This window comes from Moorena sp. SIO3H5, assembly GCF_010692395.1.
Classification (GTDB): domain Bacteria; phylum Cyanobacteriota; class Cyanobacteriia; order Cyanobacteriales; family Coleofasciculaceae; genus Moorena.
The window spans coordinates 1-19,530 of sequence record NZ_JAAHHS010000115.1 but is presented as its reverse complement, the minus strand read 5'-3'; the positions used below and the strand labels follow the sequence as shown (position 1 = coordinate 19,530).

Here is a 19,530-nt window from a genome sequence, read left to right as displayed (position 1 = left end):
GTTGCTTGAAAGCCTTAGTTTTAGTATGCTTAGGGTCAAGCCAACCTAGCTCAACCCCATCAACCAAACTTAGTCCCATTCCTCTCAAGAAACGCGCGGTACGACGCAATAACACTGCCTGTACCTCGGTTTTACTCGTGTACCGGGTGATTTCGTGATCCGTACCCCGAGCAAGGATATTTTTGGCAGCATTGTGGTCAGCCTGTAACACGACCCCATCAAATCCGGTAAAGTTGTCCCCAGTCCTTTTCCCTAGAAGGGTTCCATTCCTGGAGTCAACTTGCGACGTGTAACTAGGTTGAACTTCTGTAACAACCGAGCCAGTCCAATTAGCCCATTTCTGTAATGAATCTCTCAGCTCTCCTTTCATCCAACTATTGAGCTTACGGGACATAGCTTTTGACTGGCGCTTATTTTTTATCGGTTTTGTTAAATCTTCTGCAAAAACTTTTAGTGATTTACCATTAAAAACAGACTTAGAAGCTGCTCCTATAATGGCTTGAATTTCTGATTGATACTGCCTGTAACGCTTATTTTCTGTTTTCCTGGTTAAATTATTTTTTAAGATCCGAGCCGACTTAGCTGGGTCGATTTTTTCGAGCTTTCTATGGAGTGCCCAGAGTTTCCCTCTGTTTTTGTTTTTCGCACAAATACGATTGGACTTATTGGTAGTTACTTTACCCAGATCCTTCCCATGAACCTGGCCATCTGAGTCGTAAAAAGCTTCTGTATAACCCTTGTCCAGTCCTATATTCCGACGTTCGGCAGGTATTTCAACTTTGCCATGATCTACTAAAAAGTGAACCTCAAACCTAGGCAATAATTGATTGTATGTTAGTCTAATCTGTCCTTTGATTTCTCGATTAGACTTAACAATTATTTGATTTCTTTTTCCTCTTCTTAGCCCAGCTACTTCTAGTTGATAAGTATTACGAGAAAGTCGCTTACAGCTATATCCTACTTGTTGATAGACTATTTGATTTTTAACCCAAGAGTGCCCTCTATGAAATTCCTTCCTAATAAGTCTGTGAAGAAGTGGATTGTCCAGAAAAGCTAAGGTCTTAATCTGTTGACAAAGTTCAATTCTTGTCTTTTGGAACTCTATCCCAGGAAACCTATTGTAGATTTTTTTTATCACCGCATCAATACAGGCTGCTTGCTGAGCTGTAATGGCTTTTGCTACATCATTGATAGTCCAATCCATTAACTTAGCAGGCAGCCCGAGGGTGTCGGGAGTCCTGAAGCTTTTTACTTTGGGGATAGCCTTTTTCCAGTCCAGTCCCCAATGGTTAATACTCCCCAGCTTGTTGTAAGACTCAGCCCTAACGACGCCTAGTTTTTTCATGGTAGACAGCAATTCAAGTTCAACCGACTTAGTCATCCCCACCACAGGGACTACTTGAGTTGATCTCCTTTTTGCTACTCCTGCACTTCTGGGCATCGTCACTTAACTGTGTGTCAATTGTCTCGATCATACTCTAGCGCTAAGGAAATGTCAATGTCCGAATTATGATATTAGATCCTACTTCATCCCGATTTTTGGGTACTTGATTGCGAGACTAATCCCTAATCCCTAATCCCTAATCCCTAATGACTACACTCACGTCGGTAAATCTCCTCTGCGACTAACTTAAGGCGTCTGAGTTGGGCTTTCATATCATTCTGAGTCCATTGGGCAGCAAAGCTGTTGAACCCCCAGCTAACAATGGGGTTAGGAATTTCAAATTCAAAACGGTTGACCAAACGGGTGCCTTGTTCAGCTGGCTGACACTCCCAGCGGTCTCGTCCTTTGAAAAAACCCTGGAACTGCCAAACTACTAACCCTGGCTTGCGGTCGATAACCACACTCTTGAGAGTGGGCTGCAACCAGGGAATGTTTATAATGAACCGCGAGCGACTCCCGACATCAGTACTCCACTGGCCCACTGATTCACAACGCAAAATCGGGTTGAGCCAGCGATGCATTAAGCTCTGGTCAGTGATACAGCGCTCGACAATGGTGGCGCTCGCATTAATTTTAATGGATTGTTCAAAAAATTGGGCGTTTTGCATGTAAAATTTCGACATTATTGAACTATCTTGATTACGGTGGCAGCTAGCCACACTACCAGACCACTAGAGTTGTGAGGAGGAAAAATTAATCAAGACTTGATTTTTGTACATCAATTGGCTCTAAATATAAGGGTTACGTCTTGAGTGACTGACAAACCTACCAAAAAATCTTTCAGCTCCCGAGTGTCCGACGTCACATCGGGGGAAATGCCGATTCAACACTCCATCAAGTTACCCAGCCTAATTTAGGGAGTAAGACCCCCTAAGCTAACTAGTTGACTGCGTCGGCAACTATGGGTAAATTCTATCAGCACTCCTGGGTCAAGATTTGTCAGTTAGGCAAGATTAAGCCACATCTGTGGAAAATTTGAGGAGTAAAACGTTCTCCATGAACATCTCAACCTTTACTTTTAAATGTTCTCGTCGTACCTTCTGCTCAAGGTTATTTTCAGTCAGCACTCTCCTGTGAAGAGACCAGGCTTAGATAGCCTCCCTTCAGGGATCTGACCAGCCTAAGACCTTGACCGAAGGGGTTGCCCTTCTGGTATTGGGTCTACGTTGTTGGCAAGTGTTAAAGTTCCTACCTTGGAGTACTTTGCCCGCTCCAAGCTCTAGAACCGAGTCGTTAAACACTTAGACCAAGGGTAAAACAGTGCGGTTCGGAAAGTACCGACCAACAACGTTGGCCAGGCAAACCTTACCTTGTGCAGAATCGGCGATTCCGGTTTGAACTGGAAAGCAGAACAACTGCACCTCTTGTTGTCCAGCTCTTTTTGGGACGGCAGCCTATAGCGCGGCGTCACGGTTCCTGATCGGGTCACCAGACGCGCAGCTTTACCGTTGCCAAACTTATCTAGTTGAGACGATAATACCGTGCTCCTCACCAGACCACAGTAGTCACAAGGAACTTAAGGAACTTAAAAAACTTAGGGTTGCCTGTGACATTGGACAATTTAAGTAAGAACAAAGACTATGAATGGAACTTGGGAAGGTATCTTCCAAATTGTAGGAGTGGGTGTGCAGCCATCGGCACACCTGGTTTTAGCCCAGACAGGAGTTCCCGCATTAGACCAAGTTTTGGCAGATGGGGGAACCACCTTACTGAATGTGGTTAAAGCGATCGCAATCTTAGTCATTGGTCTTATCCTTGCTAAGATTGCTGCTGGTATTACCAAAGCAGTACTGAATCGCACCAATATTGACAACAACATTGCTCAGTGGGCTACTGGCGGTCAGACAGGAAGCTCACCTGCAGTTGAGGAATGGTTATCCGGCGCGGTTTTCTGGATTATCATCGTTTTCACGGTAGTGGCGGTTCTAGAAACCCTCAAGCTAGATACGGTTTCCGGACCCCTGAATAGTTTTCTAGACACCATCCTTGGCTTCCTCCCCAGTGTCTTTGGTGCGGGGATTCTCTTGGGCGTTGCCTGGTTACTGGGAACTATCGTCAAGATGATAGTAGTCAGGACGCTCAATGCATTGAATATCGATCAGCGCTTGGGTGAGCAAGTCGGGGATGGTCGCAGTAGTCAGTTCTCTCTGGCTCAAACCATTGGCAATGCCCTGTACTACTTAATCTTCCTACTGTTTCTGCCATCGGTATTAGAAACCCTAGGCTTACAGGGCACTCTCGATCCAGTACTAAGTATGCTGGGTGAGATTTGGGGGATTGTACCCAATATTGGCGCAGCCATAGCAATTGGTGCTATTGGTTGGTTTATTGCTCAACTTGTGCAACGTCTTGTCACTAGTTTCTTGACAGCAGCAGGTGCGAATCAGATCGGGGAGCGGTTTGGACTGAGTACCTCTGGTGGCCGCTCCCTAGCCGGGATTATCGGTACGATTGTCTATGTGCTGATTTTGATTCCCGTTGCTACCGCTGCCCTTAATGCCTTGCAGATCCAGGCCATCTCTGGCCCTTCGATCGCAATGTTAAGCCAGGTTACTAATACCATCCCCAAACTCTTTGCGGCGGCTGGTATTCTGGCAGTTTTCTACGTAATTGGACAATTTGTTAGTGATCTGGTCACCAACGTCCTGACAGACGTTGGCTTCAACAATCTATTCAGCTGGCTAGGTTTTTCCAGCAGCACCACTGATCAAACAGCAGAATCAGACACACCACAGAACCCACTTACTAGTCGCACCCCTTCTGAACTAGCGGGACTGCTTTTACTGATCGGTATCATGATCGCTGGTATTGTGGCAGCAACTGATGTGTTACAGATTCCCGCCTTAACTGACATTGTGGCTGGGGTTGGTTTCATCGGTGCTAGGGTGCTGTCCGGGTTAGTAGTCCTTGCTATTGGTCTGTTCCTAGCTAATTTTGCTTTCAACTTGATTACTGGCTCTGGCGCTCGCCAATCCAATATCCTGGCACAAGTAGCTAGGATTGCGATTATTGCTTTTTCTTTAGCTCTAGGTCTACAACAAATGGGCATTGCCCCTGATATTGTGAACTTAGCCTTTGGTTTACTCTTAGGTGCAATCGCTGTTGCGATCGCATTAGCCTTCGGTCTCGGAGGTCGCGATGTCGCTGGTGAGCAAGTTAGAGAATGGCTAGATTCTTTGAAAAAGTAAGTCGAAGTTGAACGCGCACCCGTGGCCTTTTAGGCAAGGTTGTTTGGGTGAAGGTTGAAGGTTGTTTGGGTGAAGGTTGAAGGTTTAAAGTTGAAAGGTTAATGTTGAAGGGTTAATGTTGAAAGTTATCTATGCTTTTAGCAGTCAGTTTTGAGTAGTCAGTGTTTTATCTTTGAGCCGTTGTATCCTGACACTTAAACACTGAAGTTAAGCCAAGATTCAACCTTGCCCAAAAGGCCACCCGTGCGCGTTCACCCAAACAACTTTCAACCTTCAAGCTTAACAACCTTCAACCTTAAACCTTCAACCTTCAACCTTCAACCTTCAACCTTCAACCTTCAACCTTCAACTTTTGATAATCTTGCCCTCAATTCTCCTTTAATGCGATGGAGAATTGAGGTTTCGTCTAAAGAAGAGAGAATTCGTCTAACAACAGCTTTTGGTCCATCTTCTCCCCAGGATGCGCCATTAGCTAAATAGGTTTTGGTAATTTGTCCAATACCATAGCCAGAAACTCCAGCAACACTAGCTTGGGTGATGGCAACGGACATATATGGCGCTAGGGAAACCCCACCGGTGACAGGGGCAGAAATTCCTAAAATACTTTTTAAGCTACTCAATCCCAAATTAGCCAAGAGTTCACTAGCACCAATACCTCCCATACTCATAGCGATTTTTTGTAATAATTTAATAGCTCCCTGCTCAGTCATAGCAATCCCATACAGACGGGATAACGTAAGAATCATTACCACATCAACTACAGTAGCGGTGAGGATATCCACAACAGTAACTGGATTGAGAGCAATGACAAATGCTTTAGTTATCACTGCTTTCCAGATAATTTGATTAGCACTGTCATCCCGAATTTTCATTTTTCGGTTGACCAAGTTTTCATTCAACTCATCCGCGTAAAGCATGGTGTTAAGAGCAACAAGGGATTTACCTTCCCGATGTAAAATCTCCAGAATTTTTAGTTTCAAATCTTCAATCTGGGGTTTCCCTCGGCGGCGCTTGACCTGAATGCTGCCATTAGGCGATCGCACTGCTACAGATACCAAAGGTGAAGCAGCAACCATCACAATTTCTGCCGGTGAAAGCAACTGCTTGACCCGTTCATCCCGAATTTTGCTGTAAATTGCGATGCGATCAGCATCGGGATATTGGTCAATCTTGTTCAACACCAGTAACATCGGTTTACCACTAGCTCTTAACTGAGATAGAGCTTGGTATTCTACCTTAGTCATATCACCAGCAATAATAAACAGCAGTAAATCTGCCTGTTTAGCCACCTCTAGGGCTAAGGCTTCCCGAGTTTCCCCATCTACTTCATCAATCCCTGGGGTATCGATTAGCTGAATTTGGGAATTACCAATACTGGGTAGGGCAACCTGTAGAATATCCTGTTGGTTATGGGTTTCTTTATGGGTTTCTTTATGGGTTTCTTGACTAGGGCTTTGACTATGGGTTGCTTGACTAGGGCTTTGATTATCGGGCTGCCAATGGGCAGTTTGAGCATTCTGGGTCACCCCATGTAGGGCACCAGTTTCAAATACAGGTTGACCGACTAAGGCATTGAGTACAGAGGATTTCCCTCGTCCCACCATGCCAAAGGCAGCAATTTGGATAGAGGTATTTTCCAGCTTCTCAAGCAGATTGCCCAAGTCTTGGATTTGAGCATCTAAACCAGCTTTTTCTCTACGGGATAGGTCAAGATTAGCTACCAGATCCTTGAGCGAGTCTTGTGCCTGTTTGTAGTTCAGTTCTGCCTGGATTTGCTCAAAACCTGAAATTGCGCCATCTAAATCCTGATGATCAAGGTCTAGAGAGTTAACAGAGTCAGACTCAGGCCAGAATTCGGTCAAAACAGCACCTCCTGGTTCGCACACTTCTGCTTTCGATCCTAGAGCATCAGTTCAGGAATCACTTTTGAGAAATCACCCAATATAGAAATAGATGCGTAAGCATTCAGCTATCAGCCGTCAGCTTTTGAATAAAAGAGGTAAGCATTCGAATAATGCTGAGTTAGGTTCCAGCCTCGAAGCCTGTGGCACAAACTATTTGCCTGTGCCACAAAGCACCTCAAGTAGCGTGGCCATAGGCCAATGGCTGATAGCTGATAGCTGACGGCTGAATGCTTACATAGATGCCTCACAGCTGACATCGGTTACATGCATTATTCATCCCTTGCGACTTCCTGATTCCAACCCACAGCTGTAGAAGATTTAATCATTGCCTTACACCATTGGTTCGATGGAAACCATAGGAGAGATATGAGATGATCAGCCAATTATTAAGTGTTAGTCTCACCTTGCCGATGCTACTGAACTTAGGTCAGAGTCTCACCGATACCCAAATTCTAAATTATGGTAAAGTTAGCAATTATACACCAATAGGTCAAAATTTTCAGGGTAAACTCAATAGTCAAAACCCATCCTCGTTATCCTTGGCAAGCCGGGATGAAGCAAAAGACCACGAACAAAAATGTGAGTGGCTAGACATATGTACAGAATTTAGGGAGGCATCTTTTTTGGTTAGCAAAAAGCTTTTATAAAAGGTAAGTTAGGTGCTAAACAAACGTGGGAATTAGCATTGTCCTGCGACTAAATCAGGAAGGAAAATTAAGCTATAATGGTACTAGATCTGCCAAGATTCTACAAAGCTTGTAATCCCAGCAAGCCCCTGAGCATGGGAGATGTCAATGATAGAAAATACTATATTGATTTTTCCCCAGTCAGAGGAAATAAAATTATTGAGTCCCTCAAGCGAACCATCACCCTAATTTCTCCAGACGAGCCGACTTGTCAGCTGTTTACAGGGCATATTGGCTGTGGTAAATCCACAGAATTACTTAGACTAAAAGCTGAATTAGAGCAACAGAAATTTCATGTGGTTTATTTTGAGTCGTCTCAAGATTTAGACATGGCTGATGTTGATCTAAGCGATATTTTGCTGAGTATAGCTGGTCAAGTCAGTGAAAGTCTGGAGAAAATTAAAATTAATATAAAACCAGGCTATTTTGTCAATCTTTTTACAGAAATTACCGATTTTTTGCGCACACCGATTGAATTAGGTGCTGAAGCAGAATTGTCGGTAGGCATTGGCAAAATAACTGCTAAAACTAAGGAAAGTCCTAAACTGCGGCGTCGATTGCGGGAATACCTCGAACCTCGCACTAGTGGAATCTTAGACTCGATTAATGAAGAACTACTAAAACCTGCTACCACTACCCTGAAGAAAAAGGGCAAAGCGGGACTAGTGGTGATTGTGGATAATCTGGATCGGGTGGATATTCGCCCTTTACCCTCTGGGCGATCGCAACCAGAATACTTATTCATTGACCGGGGTGAACAGTTACGCCGACTCAATTGCCATATTGTTTACACAATTCCCTTGGCGTTAACTTTCTCCAATGAGTGCGAAACCCTGAAGAATCGCTTAGGTGGTGGACTTACTCCTAAAATATTACCGATGGTGCCAGTTAAACTGCGCACAGGTAAGGAGTTTCCCGATGGCATGGCCTTGCTACGAGAAATGGTACTGGTTAGAGCTTTCCCTAATCAAACTACTGAGGAACGATTTACTTTGCTCCCGGAGGTATTTGATAATATAGAAACTTTAAACCGCCTGTGCCGAATTAGTGGTGGTCATGTGCGCAACTTGCTAGGATTGTTGTTTGATTGTCTTAGGCAAGAAAACCCACCGATTCCCAGTGAGTGTTTAGAAAATGTGATTCTCGAACGTCGCGATTATCTGATCTCATCAATTACTGATGAAGAGTGGGATTTGCTGTTTCAGGTGGTGCAACAACAAAAAGTCAGGGGTGATACGGAATACCAAACTCTATTGCGCAGTATGTTTGTCTTTGAATACCGCGATCGCGATGGAAATTGGTTTGGTATAAATCCAGCATTAGAAGAGGCACCGCAGTTTAAGTCATGGTTGAAACAAAATCACCAGCAGACGCTGCCCAATACAACGATAGTACATTAAAGGCTCTCTCTAGAGCGATCGCATTTTCACAAGGGGAATTTTCTCTTGTGATCGTGCGATGTAACTACCAGGGTTTGCAACAACAGATGCTGCAACGCCTCAAAGCACTGTGTCAGCCGCAATACCCGATTACGGAGTTTATCATACCGCCATCGGCTACCACCCTTTATACCACTATCCAAAACTACGAACACAGGGAATTGGGGCGTGGACAGGACAAGGGGATAGACAGATGCGGGAAGAGGCAGAGTTCTACCCCCATTGACCCTTCATCCCCTGACCCTCCTACCTCCTCACCCCCTCATTCCGCATTGCTGATTGTTGGTTTAGAGTCAGTAGTTGCTATTGAGGAATTACTTACCTCTACTAATCAAGTCCGGGATGAGTTTCGTAAACGCCTAACCTTTCCTCTAATATTGTGGGTTAATGACCAGGTATTGCAAAAACTGATGCGCTTGGCACCAGATTTTGCCAGTTGGGCAGCCACTCCCCTCAAGTTTGAACTGACCACCACAGAGTTAGTCAATTTTCTCGGACAAAAGGCTCAAATGGTATTTGCCTGTCTATTGAACTCTGGAGAGCCTTCCCCCTCAAGCATCCAACCGATCCCAAATCCTAACCTATCCTTTAGGAACCCCAAAGGCTCTCAACCAACCAACCTCCAACCAACCAACCAACCTTCAACCAACCTTCAACCAACCAACCTTCAACCAACCTTCAACCAACCAACCAACCTTCAACATTCCAACCTTCAACCTCCCAACATTCAACCTCCCAACCTCCAACCAACCAACCTCCAACCTCCCAACCTCCAACCAACCAATCCCGATATTTCTATTACCTATTCGAGAAACTCAGCACTCCAAAACCAACGTCGATTTGAACTGGATTTTGCCCTAAAAGATTTACATAGTCGTGGCATTACCTTAGATCAGGAATTAGACGCTAGTCTAGACTTTGTTTTGGGTCTAGATGACTATAAACGCGATCGCATAAATCTAGCCAAGAAGCGGTTTCGTAAAAGCTTAAGAGTTTGGCAGCAAACCGATAACTTAGAACGGCAGGGGTTATTATTGTTTTATCTCGGTTTGTGTTACTGTCGCCAAGCTGACCAAAATCAAGCTCATAAACAGCGCTATTGGGAAGAAGCTTGGCCGTATCTGCATCGATGTATGGGAATTTTCACCCAAGCGGGGCGTCACGATCTGGTGGCTATTTTTATTAGTAAGCTAGCTGAACTGCTGCAGCATCTACAAGCGTGGTCATTCTTACAAACCACCTCTCAACAGGCTCTGTCCCTTCATGAAACCTATGGGACTCAGGTGCAACTAGCCCAAGATTACGGTTTTCTGGCAGAAGTAGCCCTTGAGCAATCCCGATGGGAGGATGCTGGTCAATTAGCCGAGAAAGCTCTATTAATTTTGGTTGTTGCTGCTGATGATCAGCCCCATGACCAAGGCTTGCATCCATTGCTATTAGCCCAGCTCTATCGCTTATTTTTGGTAAAATCCCAAGCAAAGCAGGGAAATTTAGCAGAAGCGGTCAAGCAGCTAGAAAAAGCGAGTCATAAACTGGCAGATGCCATAGAATCCAGCAATTATCGCTATGAGCCTCAGCGTTACCTGCACCTGTTGGAACGATTACGTAGCCTTTACTTTGAACAAGGGCAATACCTAGAAGCATTTCGGATTAAACAAGAACAACGGGCAGTGGAGCAGCTGTATGGCTTCCGTGCCTTCATTGGTGCTAGTCGTCTACAGCCACCACGAGGAGCCAACAATCCCAGCTGGCATGGGGTACAGCCACAAGACCTTATTCCCCAGGAAATGGCAGCTTCCGGACGTCAGCGAGATGTAAACCGCTTAATGGAACGGATTACCCGTGCTGATCACAAACTCACAGTGATTCATGGTCAGTCAGGGGTTGGAAAAAGTTCCATTGTCCATGCCGGATTAGTGCCAGCACTCAAAAATAGACCCCTTGGCGATCGCATTGGGTTACCGATTGTAGTGCAAGTTTACACCGATTGGGTGGGGGAACTCCATAAACACTTGGCCGATCAGCTATCAGGAAATGGAAATGAAGACCCCTTGCTCAGGGAAAAATTTCTAAACTCTAATGGTAACGGTAATGGTAACGCCCTAATTGATTCTGTCCTGGAGCAATTACAACACAACGCCGACAATAACTTATTAACGGTTTTAATTTTTGATCAGTTTGAAGAGTTTTTCTCCGTTTATTCCCATCAATCCCAACGAAAACTGTTTTATTATTTTTTAGTAAATTGTCTTAAGCTACCCTATTTAAAACTAATTTTTTCTATCCGAGATAACGCCTTACATAAATTACTAGAACTAGAACATTATACTTGGGAAGTTATAGAAAGTAATATCTTAGATAAAAAGATTCGTTATCCATTAGTCAATTTTTCCTTAGAAGATGCTTATTCAGTTATTCAAAGCTTAACCCATCGGGCTAATTTTTATTTAGAGCCAGCTTTAATTGATGAATTAGTCAGAGAATTAGGAGCTGAAATTGGAGAAGTTCGTCCCATTGAGTTGCAAGTAGTAGGAGCTCAGCTTCAAGCTGAAAATATTACTACCTTAGCTCAGTACCAGCACCATGGTCCCAAAGCCAAACTAGTGGAGCGGTTTTTAGAAAAAGTTATTAAAGATTGCGGTCCTGAGAATGAAACAGCAGCTTGGCTAGTGTTGTCGTTACTCATTGATGACAATAAAAATCGACCCCTTAAAAATCGCTCGGAGCTAGCCATAGAATCATCCTTAGAAGACTATACATTAGATTTAATATTAGAAATTTTTGAGAAATCAGGATTAGTATTTCTATTACCAGAAGTTACGATCAACCGCTATCAACTGGTTCACGATTACCTGGTAGACGTTATCCGCCATAAAAAGCAATCGAAACTGCAAGCAGAATTAGAAAATCTCCGCCAGAAAGACAAACAGAGCCAGGATAAAATTGAGCAACTGGTTAAAGAACAAGAACTCCAAAACCAACTGACCAAAATAACTAAAAAACAAAGGAAAACCGAAGAAAAGCTGAATCGAATTCTCAGGCAACGATTGCGAGAAGCACGTTGGGCAGGAATGGCACTGTTCAGTCTGATGGTGATTACCGGTATACTTGGGGTTCGCTACGCTATCAGTAAAACCAACAACCATTTGAGTGACCTGAGCTACTCCTCAAAAGCTCTAGTTGATGCCAACAGAACCTTAGATGCCCTCATCCTCAGTTTAGAAGCCGCCCAGCAATTGCAGCAATCCCTTGGGGTGAATCCAGAGACCCAGACACGGGTAGTAACTGCTCTACAACAGGCAGTTTATGGAGTCAGAGAACGTAACCGTTTAAAAGGACATCGGGATTGGGTCAGTAGTGTCAGTTTTAGCCCAGATGGTAAGCTGATTGCCTCTGGGAGTCGAGACAAGACTATCAAACTTTGGCGCAAAGATGGTACCTTGCTCAAAACGTTGCGAGGTCATCGGGCTGGAATCCACAGTGTCAGTTTTAGTCAAGATGGTCAACTCCTCGCTAGTGGTAGTGAAGACAAAACCGTCAAGCTGTGGCGTAAGGATGGATCCCTGGTAATGACCTTAGATGGGCCAGATGGGCATACCAAAACAGTCCATGGTGTGAGCTTTAGCCGCGATCGCCAGATGATCGCATCTGCTAGTGAGGACAAAACCATCAAACTATGGAGTAAAGATGGTGTTTTACTCCAGACTCTAACCGGTCACAGTGATTCAGTGTTGGGGGTTAGTATTTCTCCTAATGGTCAGTTAATTGCTTCTGCCAGTAAAGACAAAACTATCAAACTTTGGCGCAGGGACGGAACACTGCTGAAAACCTGGCAAGCTCATACACAACCAGTGGTGAGTGTCAGTTTTAGTCCTGATGGCAACACTATTGCCTCTGCCAGTACAGACAACACTGTCAAACTCTGGCAAACTAATGGCGAATTAATTGATACCCTCGAAGGTCATCGTAATTGGGTTCTCGATGTCAGTTTTAGCTCCGATGGTCAGAGGCTAGCTACGGCTAGTGCTGATCACACTATCAAACTCTGGAACAGTGATGGGGAATTAATCGAAACCTTAGCTGGACATAGCGAAATGGTGCTAGATGTCAGTTTTAGTCCGGACAACAAGACTATTGCATCTGCTAGTGCAGACAAAACCATTAGACTCTGGGCCAGTGACGGAGGGATACTGGCACCGATCCGCCATAATCAAACTGTCAGAAGTGTAAGTTTCAGCCCCGATGGTGAAATGATTGCTACTGCTAGTGCCGACAATACCATTCAACTGTTGAGGCTTCAGGATCGTACCATAAAAGCCTTCTCTGCTCATGGTCAAGGGTTGACTGGAATTAGTTTCAGCCCTGATAGCACGATCATGGCTAGCGCTAGTGAAGATAAAACCGTGAAACTCTGGAATTTAGATGGCTCCTTGCTTCATACTCTAGAAGGACACCAGGATCAGGTTTGGGGAGTTAGTTTTAGTCCCGATAGTAAGTTAATTGCTTCTGCTAGTGCTGACAAAACCGTTAAACTCTGGAATTTAGATGGCACCTTGTTCAAGACCTTAGAGGGACACCAGGATCAGGTTTGGGGGGTCAGTTTTAGCCCAGACAGCAAACAGATTGCCTCTGCTAGTAATGATGGCACGGTAAAACTCTGGAATCGTGATGGCAAGTTGCTCAATACCTTGAAAGAGCATAATGATGCTGTCAATTGGGTCAGTTTTAGTCCAGATGGCGAGATGATTGCCTCTGCTAGTAGTGATGGCACCGTAAAACTCTGGAATCGTGATGGCAAGTTGCTCAATACCTTGAAAGGCCATAATGGTGCCGTGAATTGGGTTAGTTTCAGTCCCGATGGAACCTTAATCGCATCTGCTAGTGGTGATACAACGGTTAATCTTTGGAGTCGGGATGGACATTTAATTAATACCTTTAAGGGACACAACGATTCCGTGTTTGGAGTTAGTTTTAGTCCCGATAGTAAGTTAATTGCTTCTGCTAGTAAAGACAAAACCGTGATCTTGTGGCATTTGGATGTGGATTATTTGCTAGAGCGCGGTTGTACTTGGTTGTACGATTATTGGCATCATAACCGTGAAGGTAAGAGAGATAAGCTTTGTGGATTTTAACTATAAGGGAGTAGGGAGTAGGGAGTAGGGAGTAGGGAGTAGGGAGTAGGGAATCGGGAGTAGGGAATCGGGAATCGGGAATCGGGAATCGGGAATCGGGAATCGGGAGTAGGGATTAGTGCTATAGTTTATGAACTCTTGACTTTTGCCTCTTGCCTCTTGCCTATTGCCTCTTATCCCTGTTCCCTAAAAACCATAATTTTGTACCTCACAAGTCGTATAATTGCTATAAATAATGTGCTAGTAAATACCCCACTCATCAATAATTTTTTCTCTTTCAGAAACCCTCAATTGAGATAGATTTTTACCAAGAGCAGATTCCATTTCCGGGGAGAGAATGATGTGCTGATTTTGGTCAATAGCTATGTGCTTATCTACTTGCTCTTGGGTAAGAATACCCTGGCATACATAAGTTGAAAGTATTTCAAGAACAACCTGAAATGCATTGTAAGGAATAGAAGTTAATTTAAACCCAGGAATATGAATATATTTACCCCCATTTTTATGGTGATATAGATAACGAATAGGATTATCATCCCGTTTGGCAGCATCTACCTCATCGGTAGTTTTTCTACCAGGATAAACTTGAACCGCTTTTTTGAGCTTAATATTTTCCAATCCCTTAGCCCAAGGAATCCAGCGAGAAATATCCTGCTTAATTGTGCTCAACATTTCTGCTTCCGTTCTACCAGTTATTTTTTCCAAATTATCCAACCATTCCCTAGGAATAGTTTTTGGAGTTTCAGCCAAGGGGAAGTCTAATTCTGCCTGGTTATATTCTCGACCAGAAAAAATTGCCAGATGATCGTATCCGACTTTAATTATTCCACCATATTGACCTCGAATTAGCATAGTACTATAAAAACTTTTTTCGATTTCTGGAAACTGTTTTTTAAAGTCTGAGGGAATCTTGTATAGTCCATAAACTTTTAGCTTTACTAGATTTCCTTCGATATATTGCTCAAATTTTAGTTCTGGAATCGGAATGCCCAAACCCTTGGCATAACCAGCATTAACTATCGTATCGAAATAAAGTTGATTATTGTGGTTTATCTTTAACTCGAAGTTTTGACTATTGATGGCAATATTACGTACTTCATTATTGTAGTGAATGTCAACAAAATTTTCTCTAACAAGAGAATTAAACAGATTGATCATGTGACAAACATATTCTGCAATATTTAAGACAAATTGCCTAATTTTGACTGCACCAGCGATTTCCTCTTTGGCCGGATCGAAATTTCCATTTCCAAGTAAGGGTTTGATTGCTTCTTGATCTAGTATGTTTACTAAGTCTTCTGGCTTGCCAAAAATAGTTTCATTCTGATAGTTTTTTAAATGTTGCTTATAAACCTCAACCAAAGAAGCAGCAACATCTTTATAGGTTATCCCTTTTTGATTAATAGCAGTATTTCCTATTTCATTGGGTACTAAATAATTAACATAGCTATCTACAAAAACATACTCAGGCATTAATTTTTTAAATAAAAGACTTTGTTTGAATAAATGTTCCAGTGTCTTTTTATGGGCACCATAAACAAAATGATGCAAAATACCTGTGTTATTGATAGAAGCTCCATTTTTATTAAAAATTTTTGATTCAGCTTCAAAAACCGATACTTTAGCGATACCTAATCTAGCTAAGATACATGCTATTGATACTCCCATAGCACCGGCTCCAATAATGGCTATATTTTGTCTTTGCTGAAGTGGTAGATTAAATACAGTTTCTAGCATGTTTATCTAGGGCAATCCCATCTAAATTAGGTTAAAATATAAGCAAACGTGATTGGACTTCTTTTCCATGAAACTTCTCATTTTTGCTTGCTTCAAGGAGCATAGCAACGGAGTCGGAACGTTGATTTTATTTAAAGGGGCTACTTTTAGTATTTATGGTTACTTCAATTGTTCTCTATGGCTGGTATCACAGTTTAGGGTGTGGAATGTGGCTTAAAAGTCACTAACTCCGATTGTAATTATTGGTTTACTGACTGCTGTTACTTTACCTCATAAGTCTTATAATTGCTATATACTTTTTAACTATTTCCTCTATTCCTCTCCTGGGAAGGGTTAGGAGTAGGTTATGCCTCTTGCCTCTTATCCCTGTGCCCGATTCCCGATTCCCGATTCCCGATTCCCGATTCCCTAAAATCCTAAAATTGTGTATCTCACCCCATTAACAATTGCTATATATGGAAACTCAATCTGATTCAAACCTAACTGATTCAAACCTAAGTAAAATCCCTTCTGGAGAAACCTGGAACTATGAAGCGACGGTGGCTAAAGTTGAAACCATCATTAGGCAAATAGAAACGGGAGAACTAGAATTAGCAGACGTCTTTGATCAGTTCTCCGCTGCTGTCGAATATCTCCATCAATGTGAAGATTTTCTGGATCAGCGACAGCAACAGATGGATTTGTTGATTGAGACGCTGACTAATGATTCAGATTTTTAATAGTAATCAGCCCATCCCTTGAATACCAACATGTCCAGCAAAGGCATACCAATCTTCACTAAAGCCCTTGAATTCTAGATCTTTCAGGCTAAATTTTATGTGATTCTCTTCCAGCGTAAACTTAACCGTATTATCAGCATTAGGTTGATCTGTCACAATCACCAAATCAGTGCCTGCTGGAATTTCCTGCTTTGATGCTTCATTCAACATATTAGATTGAATAGGAGCTCGCTTAATTACCGTATCTTGATTAAAGAAAAGGTTAAGTAAAACGGGTTGATTGACTAAGGTATTCTGATAAATAGGAATGTTGAAAACAGTCTGATCTTCTTGTTTAGAGACTACATTACTAACCGTTTCTACCGGTTGAATACTTTCCATCATAATTGCTACATGGTCTTCAAAGGCATACCAATCACCACTGAACCCCTTAAACGCAATATCTTTTAAACCCAGTTTAAGGTGATTGCCAGATTCCTGACCATAATAGCGAAGTACTAATATAGTACCTGCTGGTATCATCTGACGTTTATTATCAGGCAATTGCGACGATTGAATCGGCTCTTGCTTGAGATAGCTATCTTGCTTAAACAGAATTCTTAATACATTTGCCATGACACTATAGCTGTTTGAATTGGGTGATTTACTTTCGTTCTGGGTTTTAGGGAGCAGGGAGCAGGGAGCAGGGAGCAGGCAAGAGGCAAGAGGCAAGAGGCAAGAGGCAAGAGGGAAAAAATTCTGTTTACATCAGAGGTATCAGAAGCGCTATATAAATAAATTATCAATGATTAAGACCGACTAACCTGCAACCTCCAACCGACTAACCTTCAACCCTTAACTCAACTAATACTGCCCCGTTTACGAGCTTCCTTATAGGATATTCCCACATTCTTGACACCTGCCCGAATCATTTGTTGTTCAAGCAAAGCAAAGAAGCGATTTCGGTCACCGGCCTTTATCACGGCCTGATTATGAGCTTCAGACACAGCAATGGGATAACCATAGCCTTTATAGACCTGCCCCAGCATTAAACTCAAGGCTTGATTGAGCAATGCTGAATTCTGGGCTACCCATTCTGGCATCTCGATCCGAGCAATTTCTGTACCCACATGGACATAACAGAAATAGATCCGGTGATGGTCGTATAATTCCAGAATCCTTGCGGAACTCTGAAAGAGAGGGCTACGCTGTCCTGGTTGCAAGAAACTTGCCCAGAGTGTGGTATCCCGCAAGGGGTCTATCACCTGACAAGGCAACTTGTCCGTGAGATTACCACATTGGGTGATACATTTTGGTGTTTCATAGGGACAAGCTGGTAATCTGAGGAAATTAACCATTTCCACACTACGAGAAGCACTCAGGTAACCAATCAGGGGTACATTAACAGCACGCAACTGCTCCCAAGCTGTTAGAATCGGAGGCAAGATGCGATCGCGTGCATCCCCTGGCATCCCATCAAGAAACCAGTAAATTAGGGAACCATCTACTATCGCTAAATTGGGAGTATCCCTGTGGGGAGCTGGTGGATTTACCCAACGGCAAGCCATTTCTGCTAACATCGATACCTCGGAAATGGTGCGCCGATGTCCCATCCACTCCTCCGTGCGAATCCCCCACTGACGAGAAATATATAAGTCTTCCGGTCGGTAGAACACTTCCGGCACACTATCCAACAGAGGGTACAGACTTTGTCCATAGTGCAACATTACCCGACCCACATTAATCACATAACAGTAGAGGATTTCGTGGTGAGACGGGGCAATTTGAGACCCATCCGTAGCGAAAACACTATGGCTTTCCGGGGGACTACTGATATCAACACAAGTATCCAGAGATTCTACCGGTGTTGCCGCTGTGAAGATCATGCGATCGCGCCATTCTTGATGAGACTTGACCAAACTCTTTTGTTGTGTTTTAGCCTTTGCCAGTAATTTTTCTGCCCGTTCTAGGCGTTGGCGAGACGCCACCGCCTCTAGTCTCAGGTGCTGACTAATACCAGGGATTTGTCCTGCCAGTTTTGCCAGATCAAGCATGGAGAGCTCATCAGTAGATTTACTGTAGATTGACTAATTTCAAACTAGTGATCTGTAACACAGGTTTTTTGTGATCCTAAACGACTCATGAAGTGATCATAAACGACTCATGAAGTGATCCTAAACAAGCATAAATAAATATACACAATTGTATACATCAGGCTACAATAACAAACGCGATCCTATACAACAGCCTCAGATCACAAACGTGATTGTATACATCAGTTTTACATACTGACAGTATCCATGTCCGTAAGGTCCTCAGTAATTTCTAGGAGATAAAATCTGATGAATAATCGCCAGTTAATCATGTCCTTGTCCCTAGCATCAGCAGCAGCAGTAATTGGTGGTAACGCCCCAGCTCAAGCCATAGATTTCGACTTCAGCTATCAACCAGGGACTTCCCTCGAACAAATGCTGGGGTTTGAAATGGCTGGTGAGATTTGGTCTTACTATTTAACCGATAATGTCACCGTCAAAATTCACGTTGATATGACCGACGCCTTGCCCTCAAATATCCTGGGTGGGGCACTCCCTGGTCTGCAAAAGAATAAAAACTACAAAACATTTAAGCAGAAGCTGAAGTCCGATAGAACATCGGCAGATGATTATATTGCTTATGATAGTCTGCAGCAACATAACTATAGTGATGGCAATACTCGCTATCATGCCGTGTTTGAAAGCGGAAATTCGTGGTACAACAAAAACATTTCTCTGACCAATGCCAATGCCAAAGCCATCAATTACCACAGCAATAACTCCCTGATTGATGGCTATATCGTCATGAATGACACCTTCAATTGGAGCTATGATTACCTACGTAACGCCTCAACCCCATCAAACGCCATAGACTTCCTGAGTGTCGGCATCCATGAAATTGGTCATATCTTGGGCTACGTCAGTGGAGTCGATTCAACCATACTCGCGGATAATGACGCTAGTTATGACATGAACCTTGAGCGTCTGTTCCGTACTACTGCCCTGGATATGTACCGCTATACTGACTGGAGTGCAGATCGTGACCAGATTGACTTAGCCTATGGTATCGACGCCTTCTTTTCCATTGATGGGGGTGATACAGCTCTGGCCTACTTTTCCGAAGGTAAGGATACCAATTTAGGATTCGGAGGTGATGGCTATCAAGCCAGCCACTGGGACGGTCTGGGCAATGATTTGGGCATGATGAAGCCAGCCCTAGGTTGGGGAGAGAGAGCCGATATCTCAGCACTGCGGGAAGAGCCAACGTCT

General features: G+C 43.4%; 14 protein-coding genes. 7 read left to right on the top strand and 7 right to left on the bottom strand.

Going from position 1 to position 19,530, the window contains the following annotated elements; genetic code table 11:
- A partial coding sequence (locus tag F6K52_RS15020; protein ID WP_293078888.1) for a zinc ribbon domain-containing protein occupies nucleotides 1–1,441 on the bottom strand: 1,441 nt, incomplete at its 3' end.
- Nucleotides 1,442–1,587: 146 nt separating this feature from the next.
- Nucleotides 1,588–2,052: an SRPBCC family protein gene (locus F6K52_RS15015; protein WP_075896223.1), complete on the bottom strand. Its 465-nt coding sequence runs from the start codon at nucleotides 2,050–2,052 to the stop codon at nucleotides 1,588–1,590.
- A gap of 972 nt (nucleotides 2,053–3,024) precedes the next feature.
- Here F6K52_RS15015 and F6K52_RS15010 point away from each other — a divergent pair.
- Complete coding sequence (locus F6K52_RS15010) at nucleotides 3,025–4,632, top strand: mechanosensitive ion channel (RefSeq protein ID WP_293078887.1); 1,608 nt, start codon at nucleotides 3,025–3,027, stop codon at nucleotides 4,630–4,632.
- Nucleotides 4,633–4,970: 338 nt separating this feature from the next.
- Here F6K52_RS15010 and F6K52_RS15005 read toward each other — a convergent pair whose 3' ends face one another.
- Nucleotides 4,971–6,494 carry a GTP-binding protein gene (locus F6K52_RS15005; RefSeq protein ID WP_293078886.1) on the bottom strand — a complete coding sequence of 508 codons (1,524 nt, stop codon included), beginning with the start codon at nucleotides 6,492–6,494 and terminating at the stop codon, nucleotides 4,971–4,973.
- 91 nt (nucleotides 6,495–6,585) lie between these two features.
- Here F6K52_RS15005 and F6K52_RS15000 point away from each other — a divergent pair, with 91 nt between their 5' ends.
- The 4 genes from F6K52_RS15000 to F6K52_RS14985 all read left to right on the top strand — a co-directional run bounded on the left by F6K52_RS15000 (nucleotide 6,586) and on the right by F6K52_RS14985 (nucleotide 13,793).
- Nucleotides 6,586–6,756 (top strand): hypothetical protein, encoded by a 171-nt coding sequence (locus F6K52_RS15000; RefSeq protein ID WP_293078884.1) that lies wholly within the window; start codon nucleotides 6,586–6,588, stop codon nucleotides 6,754–6,756.
- A 151-nt stretch (nucleotides 6,757–6,907) separates the two neighbouring features.
- Nucleotides 6,908–7,183, top strand: coding sequence for a hypothetical protein (locus F6K52_RS14995; protein ID WP_293078882.1), 276 nt, complete (start codon nucleotides 6,908–6,910; stop codon nucleotides 7,181–7,183).
- A gap of 77 nt (nucleotides 7,184–7,260) precedes the next feature.
- Nucleotides 7,261–8,622 carry a P-loop NTPase fold protein gene (locus tag F6K52_RS14990; RefSeq protein ID WP_293078880.1) on the top strand — a complete coding sequence of 454 codons (1,362 nt, stop codon included), beginning with the start codon at nucleotides 7,261–7,263 and terminating at the stop codon, nucleotides 8,620–8,622.
- Nucleotides 8,568–13,793 carry a hypothetical protein gene (locus F6K52_RS14985; protein ID WP_293078878.1) on the top strand — a complete coding sequence of 1,742 codons (5,226 nt, stop codon included), beginning with the start codon at nucleotides 8,568–8,570 and terminating at the stop codon, nucleotides 13,791–13,793. Before F6K52_RS14990 ends, F6K52_RS14985 begins: the two co-directional genes overlap by 55 nt.
- Nucleotides 13,794–14,033: 240 nt before the next feature.
- On the opposite strand, the gene F6K52_RS14980 is transcribed toward F6K52_RS14985, so the two are convergent.
- Nucleotides 14,034–15,530: an FAD-dependent oxidoreductase gene (locus F6K52_RS14980; RefSeq protein ID WP_293078876.1), complete on the bottom strand. Its 1,497-nt coding sequence runs from the start codon at nucleotides 15,528–15,530 to the stop codon at nucleotides 14,034–14,036.
- Nucleotides 15,531–15,985: 455 nt separating this feature from the next.
- Between F6K52_RS14980 and xseB the strand changes: the two genes are divergently transcribed.
- Entirely contained in the window at nucleotides 15,986–16,249 is a 264-nt protein-coding gene (xseB, locus tag F6K52_RS14975; RefSeq protein WP_293078874.1) for an exodeoxyribonuclease VII small subunit, read from the top strand.
- 6 nt (nucleotides 16,250–16,255) lie between these two features.
- Here xseB and F6K52_RS14970 read toward each other — a convergent pair whose 3' ends face one another.
- Genes F6K52_RS14970 through F6K52_RS14960 form a run of 3 tightly spaced genes read right to left on the bottom strand, consistent with a single transcriptional unit; the run spans nucleotide 16,256 to nucleotide 18,282 of the window.
- On the bottom strand, nucleotides 16,256–16,864 hold the full coding sequence (locus tag F6K52_RS14970) for a hypothetical protein (protein WP_293078872.1): 609 nt from the start codon (nucleotides 16,862–16,864) through the stop codon (nucleotides 16,256–16,258).
- A complete protein-coding gene (locus F6K52_RS14965; protein ID WP_293078870.1) occupies nucleotides 16,849–17,034 on the bottom strand; it encodes a hypothetical protein in 186 nt (61 codons plus the stop codon). Before F6K52_RS14965 ends, F6K52_RS14970 begins: the two co-directional genes overlap by 16 nt.
- Nucleotides 17,035–17,088: 54 nt before the next feature.
- Nucleotides 17,089–18,282, bottom strand: a complete 1,194-nt coding sequence (locus F6K52_RS14960; protein ID WP_293078868.1) for a DNA double-strand break repair nuclease NurA — start codon at nucleotides 18,280–18,282, stop codon at nucleotides 17,089–17,091.
- A gap of 288 nt (nucleotides 18,283–18,570) precedes the next feature.
- Between F6K52_RS14960 and F6K52_RS14955 the strand changes: the two genes are divergently transcribed.
- On the top strand, nucleotides 18,571–19,530 hold a 960-nt coding region (locus tag F6K52_RS14955; protein ID WP_293078866.1), incomplete at its 3' end, for an NF038122 family metalloprotease.